General features: G+C 70.7%; 12 protein-coding genes. 8 read left to right on the top strand and 4 right to left on the bottom strand.

What is annotated here, in order from left to right; translation table 11 throughout:
- Positions 1-98 precede the first annotated feature (98 nt).
- Together JAO81_RS08015 and JAO81_RS08010 are read right to left on the bottom strand one after the other, a co-directional pair.
- The gene (locus JAO81_RS08015) at positions 99-1,862 is read right to left on the bottom strand and encodes a sodium:proton antiporter (RefSeq protein ID WP_199547086.1); all 1,764 of its coding nucleotides are present in this window, start codon (positions 1,860-1,862) and stop codon (positions 99-101) included.
- A 2-nt stretch (positions 1,863-1,864) separates the two neighbouring features.
- On the bottom strand, positions 1,865-2,509 hold the full coding sequence (locus tag JAO81_RS08010) for a CoA-transferase (protein ID WP_199547085.1): 645 nt from the start codon (positions 2,507-2,509) through the stop codon (positions 1,865-1,867).
- A gap of 224 nt (positions 2,510-2,733) precedes the next feature.
- Here JAO81_RS08010 and JAO81_RS08005 point away from each other — a divergent pair, with 224 nt between their 5' ends.
- Both JAO81_RS08005 and JAO81_RS08000 read left to right on the top strand, forming a co-directional pair.
- Positions 2,734-3,969, top strand: a complete 1,236-nt coding sequence (locus tag JAO81_RS08005) for an LLM class flavin-dependent oxidoreductase (protein WP_199547084.1) — start codon at positions 2,734-2,736, stop codon at positions 3,967-3,969.
- Between the two features lie 106 nt (positions 3,970-4,075).
- Complete coding sequence (locus tag JAO81_RS08000; protein WP_199547083.1) at positions 4,076-6,604, top strand: polysaccharide lyase family 8 super-sandwich domain-containing protein; 2,529 nt, start codon at positions 4,076-4,078, stop codon at positions 6,602-6,604.
- 297 nt (positions 6,605-6,901) lie between these two features.
- On the opposite strand, the gene JAO81_RS07995 is transcribed toward JAO81_RS08000, so the two are convergent.
- Positions 6,902-7,387 carry an NUDIX hydrolase gene (locus JAO81_RS07995; protein WP_199547082.1) on the bottom strand — a complete coding sequence of 162 codons (486 nt, stop codon included), beginning with the start codon at positions 7,385-7,387 and terminating at the stop codon, positions 6,902-6,904.
- 146 nt (positions 7,388-7,533) lie between these two features.
- Between JAO81_RS07995 and JAO81_RS07990 the strand changes: the two genes are divergently transcribed.
- From JAO81_RS07990 to JAO81_RS07975, 4 genes are all read left to right on the top strand, one after another.
- Positions 7,534-8,340 carry a hypothetical protein gene (locus JAO81_RS07990; RefSeq protein ID WP_199547081.1) on the top strand — a complete coding sequence of 269 codons (807 nt, stop codon included), beginning with the start codon at positions 7,534-7,536 and terminating at the stop codon, positions 8,338-8,340.
- A gap of 122 nt (positions 8,341-8,462) precedes the next feature.
- Positions 8,463-9,338 (top strand): hypothetical protein, encoded by an 876-nt coding sequence (locus JAO81_RS07985; RefSeq protein WP_199547080.1) that lies wholly within the window; start codon positions 8,463-8,465, stop codon positions 9,336-9,338.
- 82 nt (positions 9,339-9,420) lie between these two features.
- Positions 9,421-9,981 (top strand): DinB family protein, encoded by a 561-nt coding sequence (locus JAO81_RS07980; protein WP_199547079.1) that lies wholly within the window; start codon positions 9,421-9,423, stop codon positions 9,979-9,981.
- Positions 9,982-10,172: 191 nt separating this feature from the next.
- Positions 10,173-10,685 (top strand): hypothetical protein, encoded by a 513-nt coding sequence (locus JAO81_RS07975; RefSeq protein WP_199547078.1) that lies wholly within the window; start codon positions 10,173-10,175, stop codon positions 10,683-10,685.
- A 153-nt stretch (positions 10,686-10,838) separates the two neighbouring features.
- On the opposite strand, the gene JAO81_RS07970 is transcribed toward JAO81_RS07975, so the two are convergent.
- On the bottom strand, positions 10,839-11,696 hold the full coding sequence (locus JAO81_RS07970) for a zinc-binding dehydrogenase (protein WP_233415073.1): 858 nt from the start codon (positions 11,694-11,696) through the stop codon (positions 10,839-10,841).
- Positions 11,697-12,037: 341 nt separating this feature from the next.
- On the opposite strand from JAO81_RS07970, the gene JAO81_RS07965 reads away from it, so the two are divergent.
- Positions 12,038-12,964 (top strand): aminoglycoside phosphotransferase family protein, encoded by a 927-nt coding sequence (locus JAO81_RS07965; protein WP_199547077.1) that lies wholly within the window; start codon positions 12,038-12,040, stop codon positions 12,962-12,964.
- A gap of 121 nt (positions 12,965-13,085) precedes the next feature.
- Positions 13,086-14,420, top strand: coding sequence for an LCP family protein (locus JAO81_RS07960; protein WP_199547076.1), 1,335 nt, complete (start codon positions 13,086-13,088; stop codon positions 14,418-14,420).
- The last annotated feature ends 13 nt before the right edge of the window (positions 14,421-14,433 follow it).

The raw sequence follows: 14,433 nt of genomic DNA, 5'->3' as shown, positions 1-14,433 counted from the left end.
CCAGACCCCCGGGCCGGGCCCCGGCCGGGGGGCGGGGGCGGGGGGGCCCCGGGGGGGGGCCCCCCCCCGGGGGGGGCGCCGGCCCGACGTGAGCAGCGTCAGTGCCCGGAGCTCTCCAACTGCTCGAAGCGTGCCGCGTCCACGTCGAGGACGTGCTGTGCCTTGCCGAGCGTCAGGGAGCTGTACGTGCCCGACGAGCGGGCCTTGAGCAGTTCCTCCCGCTGCGCCGCCAGGACGCGCAGCCGAAGTTCCAGGAACTGGTCACGGCTGCCCGCCTCGTACCTGCTCGGCGCACCGTCCTGCGGCTTGCGGCCGTCCCCGGCTTTGCGCTGGGCCTCCACGCGCGCGTCGCTGCGTACGAACTCGATGAGCCGCTGCGGATAGGGCTCGCCCGCCTTGTCGGTGAGCGCGGGGTTCTCGAGGAATTCGGTGGCGGACTCGCCCAGGGCGTTCATCAGCCGGGCGCCTTCCTCGCGCAGTTGCTGCGGATCGTCCTCGGGCACGCCCACCTTGCGGATCACCATCGGCAGCGTCAGTCCCTGCAGCAGCAGCGTGGTGGCCGCCACCACGAAGGCGATCAGGATGAGCTGGGCGCGGTCGGGGGTGTCCTCGGGGAGCGTCTGCGCCGCCGCCACCGTGATCGCTCCGCGCATGCCCGCCCAGCCGAGGATCAGACCGCCGCGTGCGCCGAAGTACTGGTTGACGGTGAACTCGATGTCGGCCGACTTCTTCGTGACCCGTTTCCTGAAGCTCTCCAGGCGCTTCTCCGGGAGATTGCGCATCCGGTCGGCGAAGTCCGGATTGTCATCGGGGTTCTTGAGGACCTGCTGCAGCGCCTCGATGCGCTCCTTCGTCTGCGAGGCCTTCGCCACGTCCCGCCGCATGCCGGCCACCAGCGGGACGATGAAAAGGAGCCGCGCGAGCATGACGAACGCCGCGGCCACGAGACCGATCAGGAGGGCGCGGGCGACGCTCAGGTCATCGGCGCGCACCTCGTCGACGAGGGTCTTCACGCTCAGGCCCATGAGCAGGAACATTCCGCTCTCGAGCAGGAACGCCGCCGTATGCCAGTTCGTCGACTCGGCGATGCGGTCGTTCGCCCGCAGATAGCGGGGGCTCTGATGTCCGGTGACCAGACCGGCGATCACGACCGCGAGGACTCCCGAGGCGTTGAGTTCCTCGGCCGGCAGATACGCGATGAACGGCACGACGAACGAGATGGCCGTATTGAGTACGGCATCGTTGAGCAGCGCCCGCAGCCGTACGTTGACCAGGCCCACGACCAGTCCGACGGCGACCGCCACCACCACCGCGTACAGGAACTCGCCGACCGTGGCCCAGATCGAGAAGGAGCCGGCGAATGCGGCGACGGCCGTGCGGAGGAGGACCAGGGCGGAGGCGTCGTTCACCAGGCCTTCGCCTTCGAGCACGGTGAGCAGGCGGTTCGGCAGTCCGAGGCGCTTGCCGACGGAGGTGGCGGCGACCGCGTCGGTGGGGCTGATGACGGCGCCGAGCGCGAACGCGGCGGGCCAGCCGATCTCCGGCAGCAGCCAGTGGAACAGCACACCGGCCCCGAGCGTGGAGAGCGCCACCAAGGTGACCGCGAGCCCGCTGATGGTCCCCAGATTGCGCCGGAAATCGGTCACCGGCATGTTCACCGCGGCGGAATAGAGCAGCGGCGGCAGGACCCCGGCGAGGATCAACTCCGGTTCGACGTCCGGATGCGGCACGCCCGGGATGAAGCTCAGCCCGATCCCGACGAGCACCAGGCTGAGCGGGGCAGCGAGCCCCAGCCGTTCGGAGAAGGCCGCGACCGCGACGATGCTGATGACGCCCAGCACGGCGACAAGGGTGAACTCCATGGTCAGCCGCGCTCCTTCGCGGCCGCCTCGACCACCGACTGCACATGGCGCGCGGGCAGCTGCACGAGCCGCGGATGCAGTACGGGGAGCAGCGTGCCGATTTCGGCCAACGTGCGGTGTGCGGCCCTGGCCACCGAAAGGACCGCTTCCCGAACCTCGTCGGCGAAGACGAGATTGCCCTTCGGGTCGCCTTGTACGGCACGGACCAGGGCGAAGTCCGGGGTGAGTGCGGGCACGGGAGCGAACTCGTCGTCGCCGAAGAACATCGCCCGCGTACCGTCCTCGGCGGGGCGCTCATGGGTGCCGACCGACCCGAGGAACGTGGGCGTGCCCGCCGCGCTCGCCTGCAGCCGCTGCTTGAGCAGGGCGGGCGGCACGAACTCGGCCTCCACCCCCTCCAGCCGGCCGCCCGGTGCCTCGCTGTCGACGATCAGCCGGGTGATCTGGCCGCTGCCGAGCCACTTGCGCAGGCCCTCGGCGGCGCGCGGCGCGCCCGGGCAGATCACGGTGAACCCCTCGGCGGGCACCGTTCCCAGCGCCGTCACGAGCCTGCCTGGAAAGCCCGCGCCGCCGGGGTCCGGCAGCACCAGCGTGCTGCCCGAGGGGATCGAGGAAACGGCCGCGGACGCGGTGACCAGTTTGTCCATGGGCGGATTCTCCGCGACGCACACCCGTGACGTGGCCAAGGCCACGGCCGATTTCGTATTTCGATCTGTCCTACCCATGGCCCCTTGCAGGCTTCTGGTGCATCCTCCGCCCAGCCATAGTGATCGGCTTGATCGACATCAGTGACAGAGCGCCATCGACATAAGCTCGGACAGCAGCGCCCGGGCAGTGCCCGTGGAGCGTGATCGATACGGGAGGGCTCCTCATGGAGTTCGGACTCTTCCTCAACGGGTTCATCCCTGGCATGGCGGCCCACCACCGCCCGTCGGAACACCTTGCCCTGATGCGGGAGTTGGACCTCGCGATCAAGGCGGACCAGCACAACTGGAAATATGTGTGGTTCGGTGAGCATCACTCGCTGACCGAATACAGCCACATGTCCGCGCCCGAGGTCGCGATGGGCTACGTGGCCGCGCGGACCGAGCGCATCCACCTCGGCACCGGTATCAACAGCCTTTCGCCCCGCAAGGAGCACCCGGTGCGCTACGCGGAGCGCGCGGCGATGCTGGACCACATCACCGAGGGCCGGTTCGAGTGGGGGACCGGCCGTGGCGCGGGCAGCCACGAGCTGAAGTCCTTCAACATCATGGACCCCTCGACCACCAAGGCCGAATGGGACGAGGTCGCGCCCGAGATCGTGCGGATGTGGGAGCAGCACGACTACGAGTTCCACGGGGAGCACTTCACCGTGCCCACCCCGCACAACATCCTGCCCAAGCCGTACGGGCACTCGCACCCGCCGATCTGGATGGCGTGCGGCAACCCGACGTCCTTCGCGAAGGCCGGCTCGCTCGGCATCGGCGCGATCGCCTTCAACTTCGAGCCGATCTTCGAACTCAAGGGCCGCATCAGCCAGTACAAGGAGGCGGCGGCCAACCCGAAGGAGATCCTCGGGGACTACCAGAACAACAACGTGATGATGACCAACACGGTCATCTGCCTCAACGACCGCAAGCGGGCCCGTGAGATAGCCCTGCACGCGGGTATCGGCTACCTGGTCACCCTGGTGAACCTGTACCACGACACCATGCCCAAGTCGATGGACGAGCGGACCTGGCCGACCCCGCCGGTCGCGTTCGGTGAGCTCGCCGGCAGCGACATCACCAGCGACGAGGTCCTCGACGAGATCATCAAGGCCGGCCTGCTCCTGTGCGGCACGCCCGACGAGGTGTGCGAGCAGGTCGCCGCGTACCAGACGGTCGGCTGTGACCAGCTGGTCTTCGGTATGACCGGCGGCATGACCTTCGACGAGCACCTCGAGATGATCGAGCTCTTCGGCGACAAGGTCATCCCCGAGTTCGACACCAACCCCGAGCACTCCACGGCGGTCTACCGCCGCAACGCGGCAGGACCGAAGTACCCCGCGCACAACAACCCGGTCCCCGAGGACCTCAAGCACACGGTGCTCCCGCCCAGCGCGATCCTGCCGCTGGAGTCCTGAGCCGCCCGCCGGGGCAAGCGGTTTCTGCGGGCCCCCTTGTTGCGTACGGGCATCACTGGTTGACTCCGCGCCGCCAGTTGATGCCCGTACCGGCAAAGGACGTGCCATGGAACTCACCCGCAGACAGCTGATGTCCGCCCTGTCCGCGGCCGGACTGCTCGCGGTTCTTCCGGCGCGCCCGGCGGGCGCCGCCGCCGCGGCCGAGGGGAGTGCACAGCTGCTCGCCAACACCGTGGCGGTCTTCGCGGGCACCGCCGCGTCCAACGCCCGGCCCGAGACCGCAGCCAAGCTCGCCGCGATGGTGGCGACGGCGAGGGCGGCCCTGAAGTCCATGGACCAGGCGGGCCCGGACGAGCTGTTCGCCGGTCTGGCGCTCGGCACGAACGACGCCAACCTCAACACGGCCTACCGCCAGCTCTACGAGATAGCCCTGGCCACGCGCGCCCCCGGCAGCGCGCTCCTCGGCGACGCGGCGGTGCAGCGGCGGGTGCTCGACGGTCTGGTCTGGCTGCACGAGCGGTATTACGGGGACCAGGCGAAGGGTTACTACGGCAACTGGTTCAACTGGGAGATCGGCATCTCCCAGTCCGTCACCAAGACCCTGGTGCTGCTCGCGGACGCACTGGCCGACCACCCGGATCTGCTCACCACGTATGTCGCGTCGATGGACGCCTACCTGCGCAACGGCACCGACGGCGATGTGAACCTGGACTCCCGCTTCCACACCGGCGCCAACCTCGCCGACATCACCACCAACCGCATCCTGCAGGGTGCGCTCCTGGGTGACGAGAACCGGATCCGCAAGGCCCTGACGGACCAGCTGACCGTGTTCGTCACGATCGACCCGTACCACCTGCGGCACAACGTCACCGACGGGCACTACGCCGACGGTTCGTTCATCCAGCACGGCTCGGTCGCCTACACCGGCTCGTACGGGAAGGGGCTGCTCACCCGGGTCGTGCAGACCCTGAAGATCCTGGACGGCTCGGGCTTCGCGCACGGCGAGGAACTGGTGCCGACGGTCTTCACCTGGGTGCGCGACGGGTTCGCGCCGCTCATCTTCGAAGGCTGGATGATGGAGATCGTCAAGGGCCGCGCGGTCTCCCGCACCGCCACCGGCTACACGGACGTCGCCGTGATCGTCGAAGCGGTGGTCGACCTCGCCTCACTCGCACCCGAGACGGAAGCGAAGGCGCTGCGGCAGTACGTCAAGTACATCCGCTCGACGTCCAAGGCAGCCCTCGACCCGGCCACCTTCGTCTCTCCGGTCAGCGTCGTGCGGTACGCCGACATCCTCGCGGACACGGCGCTGACCCCGGCCGATCTGGGACCTGCGGCCCGCAGCGTCGCCTTCAACTCGATGGACAAGACCGTGCACCGCAGGCCCGGCTACGCCTTCGCGCTGGCCCGTTCGTCCTCGCGGATCAGCAAGTACGAGTACATGAGCGGCGAGAACCTCATGCCGTGGTTCCAGGGCGAAGGCGCGCACTACCTCTATCTGGCCGGCCAGGACCAGACCGAGGCCTTCGGCGTCGACTACTACACGACCGTCTCGCCGTACGGACTCGCCGGGGTGACCGCACCGGTCGAACAGCGGCGCACCGTCCCGGAGTTGTACGGCAAGGCGTTCTACGACAACCCCGGCCACCCCCTCAACTTCACGCCCTCGTCGGAATCACAGAACGCCTACGTCTACTTCCCGCGCGGCCTCGCCGACCACAGCGGAGGCGCGGTGCTCGGTACGTACGGGGCGGCGGCGATGGTGCAGTCCGGCGATGTGGGCGTACCGGACCGGGATCTGCTGCCGGACGACTTCGTCGTCTACCGCAATGCGACGGCGACGAAGTCGTGGTTCCTGCTCGACGACGAGATCGTGGTGCTGGCGGCGGGCGTGGGCGGGGCCGAAGGACGCGCGGGAACGACGACGGTGGACGCGCGGACGGCACGGGCAGGCGACGAGGTGACCGTCACGGGCGGACGCCGCGACGGTACGCCCTTCACCGGGCCCGGGGAGGCGGAACTGTCCTGGCTGCGCTGGGCGAACGGCACCCGGGGGAGCGCGGTCGGCTATGTCTTCCTCGACGGCGGGCCGGTGCGCGTCGGACTGGAGAATGTGACGCGCAGTCGGCGTGTCGTCCGTACATCCAACCCCGACACGCCGGTCACACGCTCGGTCTTCTCGGCGGTCCACGACCACGCGGCGGGCGCCGAACCGGCCGCGCTGGCCTATGCGTTGGTGCCTGACGCGTCCGATTCCGCCCTGCGTGTGTACACGGACCGCGGCCCCCTGAAGGTCGTCTCGAACTCCACGCGCCTGCAGGCCGTGGAGCACTCGGGCCTGCACCTGCTCGGCCTCAACTCCTTTACGCGGGGCCGCCACCACGCCGCGGGCGTGAGCGTGGACGGCCCCGCGTCGGTCCTCGTCCGGCGCGAGCGCCGCGGCCGTACCTCGATCGCGGTCTCGGACCCGACGATGCGCCGGGACACGATCTCGGTGGTGCTGCGCGGGCGTCGGCTCCGGCTCGACGAGGCGGACGAAGGGATCCGGATCAGCCCCGTGCCGGGCGGCACGCGCGTGGACGTGGACGTCCACCAGGCTTACGGGCGCAGCTTCACGGCGACGCTCATCGGCTGAGCAGATGACCGGTGGCGGCGGTCTGCCGGGTGCGCAGCACCGTACGGGCTGTACGGGACGCAGCAGGATCGTGCGCCGCTGCCGGTCCACCGCGGCGACGGCCGCGGTCAGCCCTGTGCCCGGCTCCGGGCGGTCGCCGGGCTCAAGGAACTCGCCGGTGACGCGCGGCCCCACCTGGACGGCCTCCGAGAGGTCCTCGACATGCCGCAACGAGCCCAGGAATTCCCACAGTTCGGGTGACTCGACCTCGGCCTGACAGTCCATGGCGGTCGGCGTGCCATGCGGCAGCAGGCGCGCCTACAGGCCGAGGATCACCGGATGTTCCGGGGCGCCCTCGGTGAGCAGGGCCGAGAGCGGTGTGGCGAGATCGCGTGGGGCGAAGACCGCGGTGCCGCGGTGGGTGGTGATGTCCTTCAGGCTCCACCAGCGGAACTCCGCGATGCCTTCGGCGGCCAGCTGCTCCTCGGTGAAGGTGCCCGCCGCGTCGAAGGCGTGGGTGCGGACGAGGAAGTAGTCCTGGAGCGCCCCGTCGTAGCCCGGCCCGTAGCCGGCCACGAGGACTTGGCGACGCCATACGTGGGGCGGCTCGTGGTCGAGTGTCAGGCCGACCTCTTCAAGCAGCTCACGGCGCAGAGCCTCGCGCACCGTCTCGCCTGGCTCGACGCCACCGCCCGGCGTGGACCACACGACCAGATCGGGGTTGTCGAAGCGGCACAGCAGGATGCGGTCGGCAGGGTCGAGGATGAGGCCGCGGGCGGAATGGCGAAGCCTGAGCGAGGACATCGTGGAACTTTATCCAGGCCGGCTCGGGTGCCTGCAACCCCCACGGAACTCATCCCAACGGCCGCATCAGCGCGCCGCCCCGCCGCGGCTCCCCGTTGAGTGGTGCTCACGACCGAGGGGGGTCCGCCACGCCCTGGGAGACACCCGTGAGATTCGCCGGAACGACCGTAGCCATCACCGCCGCTGCCCTGCTGTCCCTGCCCGTCACGGCCGCATCTGCCGCCGGGGCCGACCCCGAGTACCCGAAGGGGAACCCCGCGGCCACCAACTGCCTGCCGTCCTTCTACAACCCGCCGACCGGGCAGAAGGACAAGCCCGCCGGGCACTACTACGACGACGCCCCGGACAAGAAGACGTCCTTCTGGTTCTTCGCCCAGTCCGGTACGGGCAGCCTGCCTCTCTCGCCCGCGCTGCTCGCCGAGTTCAAGCGGGTCGGCGTCAAGGCTGAAGGGATCTGCCCGGTGGGCGTCCTCAAGGACGGCGCCGGCCTGTGGACGCCGGTCGGCGCCGAGGGGTACAGCAACATCAACTTCGTCAACGGCCGGATCTGGTACCCGGGCGGCTGGAAGTTCACGAACACCAAGACCGGCCGCTCCCTGCGCACGGACGGGTTCTGGCTGCACGACTTCCCCCTGATCACCAAGGCCAGCGGCAACATCTACGTGGACGAGAAGCGGTCCCCGATGATGATCGAGATGGCCCACTACAACACCGCCGAGTTCTACACCGACCTCATCAACCCCCGTATGAACGACGGCAAGTTCTCGGCCGGCCCCCTCGACTGGAAGTTCAAGATGTCCGAGCCGTACTCCAAGCTCTTCAAGGAGGTGCTCGGCGTCACCATCGCGCCCGACGAGCACGCGATCAGCCTGCAGATCAACGCGGCGTTCGTACCCGGCCAGAACATGCCGCTGAAGCCGGGCCTCGCGAAGGACGAACCGGGCGCGAAGTAGCCCCACACACAGGCCGCGCCGGAGTCCCGACGGGTGACTTGGGCGCGGCCTGCGTCGGGGGCCGAACGTTTCATACCCGGTCCGCGTCCAAGCGGTGAACAACCGGGAGACGGGGGAGTGGAATGCGGACTGGCAGAGGGGTCGCCGCCGTTGCGGCGGGCGTCATCGCGCTGTGCGGGTGCGGAGGCACCGACATCTCGGAGGGTCTGGTCACGAAGCCGGAGTCCGCGGTGTCCGCGCCGCCCGCGTACGACGGCCCGCTCAAGGCACCCACGCCCGGCTGGGTCGGGGAGGACAGTCCGCTGGAGGGCGGGGGCGCGGCCTTGGGGACCCTCGAATGCGCGGGGGACCCGTTCGAGGCGGGATCCCCGCACGACCGCGGGAGCAGCGTCAGCGCGGAATCGGCAGAGGCGGCGCTGCAGAAGCATCTGGACCAGGACCCGTCCTGGCAGATCGCTCCGGAGCGCGGCTACCGCGTGGAGAAGCGCGAGGACAAGCGGGTGCTCTTCTCGTACGACATCGACGGCCGCACCCGCGCCGGGATGATCGCCGCCGAGGACGTGCGGGGCACGGACGGCTGGACCGTCGAGACCTACGCGCTGTGCGACCCGTCCGAGTACGGCGCACGTGAACGGGACGACCTGGCCCTGAGGGTGTGGTCCGACGCGAGGGGGCGTGCGGTGGACACCCGCAAGGTGCACAGCGCGATGGGGCCCGAGCACTGTGACTGGCAGTCGGCGGAGTTCCTCACACTCGGCGAGGGCAGGGACGGGCGCGGCTACTACCGCGACCCCGAAGGCGCCCTGGCCGACATCGACCGGCTCCATTCCTCGTACACCGGGGATACGAAGCTGCCCGCCGACGCGGTCGACACCGGCTGGCGGCACGACGGGCGCGAACTGTGGCTGGCCAAGGACGAGAAGGATGTCTACGTGCGCACGCCCGGCGGGCAGGTGGAGCGGTGGCCCGGCAGCAGCGAACGGATCCTCTGCCTCTGAGCCGCCCGCCGTTCGACGGGTGCCGGACTTCTGTCCCCCGAACTTCCGTAACTCCAGGGCCTGTTCGGTAGCGTGCCTCGGCATGACCGATCACACCGCATTCGATGCGGACAGCTGGCCCGATCCACCTGCCGCCGGCAGCGAGGCCGAAGCGATTCTCGGGGCACTCGAGCGCCAGCGGTCCACCGTGGAGTGGAAGTGTTCGGGCCTGGACGCGGCCGGACTCCAGACCACCTTGGGCCGGTCCGCCGTGACCCTCGGCGGACTGCTCAAGCACCTGGCCCACGTCGAGGACGGTCACTTCACCCGACTGTGGCTCGCCGCCCCCGCGGGCGAACCCTGGGACTCCGTGGACTGGAACAGCGACCCCGACTGGGCGTTCCGCACGGCTGCCGACCACACCCCGGCCGAATTGTTCACCCTGTGGCGGGACTCTGTGGCCCGCTCGCGCGCGATCGTCGACAAGGCGCTCGCCCAGGGCGGCCTCGACCAGCTGGGCGCCTACGTGACGCGCGGCAAAGAGCGCCTCAACCTGCGCCGGATCCTCCTCGACCTGCTCGAGGAGTACGCCCGCCATGCCGGGCACGCCGACCTCATCAGGGAGTCCGTGGACGGGCTTGTGGGGGAGGACCCGCCGAAGTGACCGCCGAGGGGTGACGTTCGGCCAACCGTGGTGCGGCGTTCCATCGTTCGGGGGGCCCGAGGTGCGGGCTTCGGCGTGTTGCGTTCGGCTGGACGTGGCACCCGCAAGCAGCGGGCTGCCTCACGAGGTGCCAACGCTGTGACTCGGTCAGTCCGGGGGCTAAGGGCACAGGACTGAGAACGAGGTACGCCATGTACGCAAGAACTCTGGCCGTCGGGACCCTCCTTGCCGGAGCCGCCCTGGGACTGGCGGGCCCGACGGCCCAGGCGGTCGAGGCCGGCGCGGTCGCGGTGACCCCGAGCAGCGCGGCCCCCGGCCAGTCCGTGCGCATCGGGGCGTCCGGCTGCGCGAGCGCCAACCCCACCGCCTCGGCCCGCGCCTACTCGGACGCGTTCCCGACCGCGTCCCTGTCGGCCGTCGGGGGCGCCGGCGAGGTCAGCGGCACCTCGAACGTCTTCAGCGGCGCCAAGGCAGGCACGTACACCGTCACGGTGGTCTGCGACGTCTCCAACCCCAGCCAGAAGTACACCGGTTCCTTCACGGTGACCGGCACCTCCACCACCCCGCAGGGCGTACGCGGCGGTCTCGGCGGCTCCTTCGAGGACGCGGGCCCGGGCACGATCGCGGCCGGCGCGGCTCTGGTGGCCGTGGGCCTCGGCGCCACGGCGTACACCGTGCGGCGCCGGATGCAGCGCTCTTCCTGACCCGTCACGCGGCCTGCGTCCAGCGCTCCGTCCGGACGCAGGCCCACAGGGGTCGGACAGAGCCTGCGCCTGCTCGAAGGCGGCGCGGTCCGAGCCGCTGGGCGCGTAGCCGCGCATGGATGTCTGCCGAGGGCAGAGTGCCGCGTTCTCCGCTCAGATCAGCAGCAGGGTCTTGCCCAGGGCGGTGCGGTTCTCGATCGCCGCATGTGCCTCCGCGGCCCGCTCCAACGGGAAGGTCTGCCCGATGAGCGGTCGTACGAGCCCTCGCGCCGCCTCGGACATGATCTGTTCCGCCCAGCGCGGGACGTGCGGACCGAAGCCGAAGAGTTGCTCGATGCCGATGACCTCGACGCCTCGGGCGTGTGCCTCCGCAGGATCGATCACTGTGGCCCCGCCGCCGGCGGCCCCGTGCACCGAGAACCGCCCGCCCCGGGCCGTCACCTCGAACGCGGCGCGTCCGATCGTGCCTCCCACGCCGTCGAACACGACGTCCGGGCCCGCGCCCTCCGTGACCTCGAGCACCCGCTCGGTCCAGTCCGGCGCGGAGTAGTCGACGGCCGCGTCGGCCCCCAACTTCCTGATCGCGTCCCGCTTCTGCCGGCCACGGGCGGCGCCGATCACCCGCGCGCCCGCGATCCGGGCGAGCTGCACCAGCAGGCTGCCCACTCCGCCGGCCGCCGCTTCGACCAGCACCCACTCACCGCGGCGCAGGTGTGCCCGCTCGGCCAGGCCCTGCGCCGTGCTGCCGTCGCTGTACAGGGCGACCGCCTCGGGCAGGCCCAGACCGTCCGGCACCGGAAACAGGTCGGCGGCCGATGCCACCGCCCGCTCCGCGAAACCGCCGGTCTCACCCGTTCCCGCGAGGACACGCCGACCCAGCCACGTGGCGTCCACCCGTGGCCCCAGGGCGCTCACCCGGCCGGCCACCAGACCGCCCGGAACGTAAGGCAGTCGGGGCGGCTCATGCCAGGGGTCGGTGCCGCGCCGGATCTGCGTCTCGACGAAGGTCATGCCGGCCACCGCCACATCCACCACGACCTGGCCCGGTCCGGTCCGGATCCGGCGCGCGCCCCGCGACCAACTCCTCCGGCCCTCCGAAACGGTGCACTTGGACGACTCGCATGGTGCCCCCTCTTGTTGCCCGTCGACTGCGAACACACGGAGCATGCAAGATCAACCAAGGTTGAGGTCAAGCGACGTGTGCGGCATCGCACCGCGCAGGCGAGCACGGGGTGCCGTGACCAGGAATCCGGCGCGGACCCGCGCGCCCTGGGGCCAACGGGATCGAGGCGTACCTCGGCCCCTGCCGCAGGTCACCCGTACGTATGCGGTCACGGCGCTACGGTGCCGGGATGATCGAGATTCCGGAGGAGTTCGCTCAGAGCACCGTCGCCCGCGAAGGGGAACGGGGCGCCGCCTGGGTGGCCCGACTGCCGCATATCGTCGACGAGTTGCTGGAGGGCTGGGGCTGCGTACCGGACGGGGCGGTGATGCACGGCGGGGTAGGCGTCATCGTGCCGGTGCGCAGCACCGATGCGGGGCCTGCCGTCCTTAAGGTGTCCTTTCCGCATCCGGGCAACGTGCACGAGCCCGACGCCTTCGCCGCCTGGGGCGGGCGCGGTGCCGTACGGCTGTACGCGAGGGACGACGAGCTGTACGCCATGCTGCTCGAGCGTGCGCGGCCCTCGACCCTCGCCCAGAGCGCCGACCCGGAGGAGATGGTCGTGGTCGCCGGCCGGATCAGCAGACGCCTGGCCGTGCCCGCCCCCGCAGGGCTGCCGCGGCAAAGCGAGAGGGCCGGACAGTGGGAGCGCCGACTGCTCGTCGACGCCGAGGAGTTCGAGGCCGCCCTGCCCGGCCGGGTGGTCGAGGCCGCGTTGGCGACCGTGCGTGAACTCGGTCCCGTACAGCCCGACGTGCTGATCCACGGCGATCTGCATCCGCGCAATATCCTGCGCGCCGAGCGGGAGCCCTGGCTCGCCGTCGATCCCAAGGGATATGTGGGAGATCCCGCGTGGGACGGCGGCACGCTTCTGAAGTCCATGGGGCTGGTATTCATCGCAGCCGACGACCCGGGCAGAGAAGTCCGCCGCGTGCTGGAGCTCTTCGCGGATGCGGCGGAGCTGGAACCCGAGCGGGTGCGCCGCTGGGCGCAGCTCCATGCCGTCGAAGCCGCCTACTGGGCACGCCGGCACGGGTTCCGGCGCGCTCGCGGCGGACCCGAACTCGACCGGCTCACCGCCCTCGCCGGCCACCTCGCCCAGGCGCTGACGGTCTAGCCGTACGCGCGCCGTGCCTCCTCCCAGGGGCGCGGTGTCCTCGGACAGCCGGGAGCGCAACGCTCCGCCGTGTGGCGCACTCCCGGCGGCGGCGAAGCCACCGGTGCGGCAGCGTGCTGGCATGCGCCGCCTACTGACTTCCGCCGTGCTCCTGGCCACCCTCGCGGGCGGCACAGTGACGGCCGCGGCAGGCCAGCCGGTACGGGGATCGGACGAGTCCGACCGTCATCCGGACCGCTCCGGCCGCATCCTGGACACCCCCGGCAGCGACGGCACCAACATCCTGCTCGTCGGCCTCGACAGCCGCTCCGGTCTGACCGTGGAACAGCGCAACCGGCTGCACGTGGGAGGTGTCGCCTGCGACTGCACGGACGTGATGATGCTCGCCCATCTCTCCGAGGACGAACAGCGGTTGAGCGTGGTCTCGGTGCTGCGGGACTCGTACGTGGAGTACGCCGCGCACGACCACCCGCGCCACTCCGGGAAGATCAACGCCGCCTGGCAGCACGGCGGCGGCGACCTCACTCGGCGCACAGTGGAGCAGGCCACGGGCGTACGGATCGATCACTACATGGAGACCGACTTCGAGGGGTTCGCCGGTGTGATCGACCGCCTCGGCGGCGCCACGGTCTGCACCGAGAAGATGGTGTACGACCGGGCTGCAGGACTGCGCCTGACCCCGGGCACTCACCGGATCAACGGCAACAAATCCGTGCGCTACGTCAGGGCCCGCCACGTCAACCCGCCCGGCGACGGCGGCCGGGTCCGCCGCCAGCAGCGCCTGGTGTCCGGACTGCTCGACCGGCTGCGGCACTCGGGCGCCCTCGACAGCCCGGCGCGGGCCGTCGCGACCGTCGGTGCGCTGCACGGACTGATCCGCACGGACCCGGGGACCACCCCGGCGGAACTGGCCGCACTCGCCCTGACCGTGGGCCGACTGCGCCCGGAGCAGGCCGAGTTCACGAACGTCCCCGTCGCCGACGCCGACCACCGCGTCCCGGGCCACGGCTCCACCGTGTTGTGGGACCGGGAACGCTCCGACGCGCTCTGGTCCGCCCTGCGCGCGGACCGCCCCGTCACCGGCGACCGGCGCATTCAACCGACGGGCGCGACCGCGGTGGGTGTTCCGCTGCCGGCGATCCAGCTGCGGGTATCCGACGGGGCGATCGGCTTCGCGCTGCTGCGCATGGGCTTCACCGTCCTGAGCGGCGAGCCCCGCCACGCGCTGCCGCACGACCAGGACAGCACGCTGATCTTCTACGGACCCTCGGCCGCCCGGCGTGCGGAGGCACTGCACGCCGCCCTGCCCGAGGCGCGGCTGCGGATGGTGCGCGGGCTCGGCCGGACCATCGAGGTACAGGTCGGCAGGGGCGGACGCACGGTGGTGCCGGTGGTGTACGACCGCACGGGCTTCGAGGGCCCACCGGTCACCGGCGACCGGCTGCGGTGTCCTTGAACGTGTGGCACGA

The sequence above is a fragment of the Streptomyces sp. N35 genome, assembly GCF_016464295.1.
Taxonomy (GTDB): domain Bacteria; phylum Actinomycetota; class Actinomycetes; order Streptomycetales; family Streptomycetaceae; genus Streptomyces.
The sequence above is the reverse complement of the archived record's forward strand: the minus strand, read 5'-3'. Positions and strand labels throughout refer to the sequence as shown.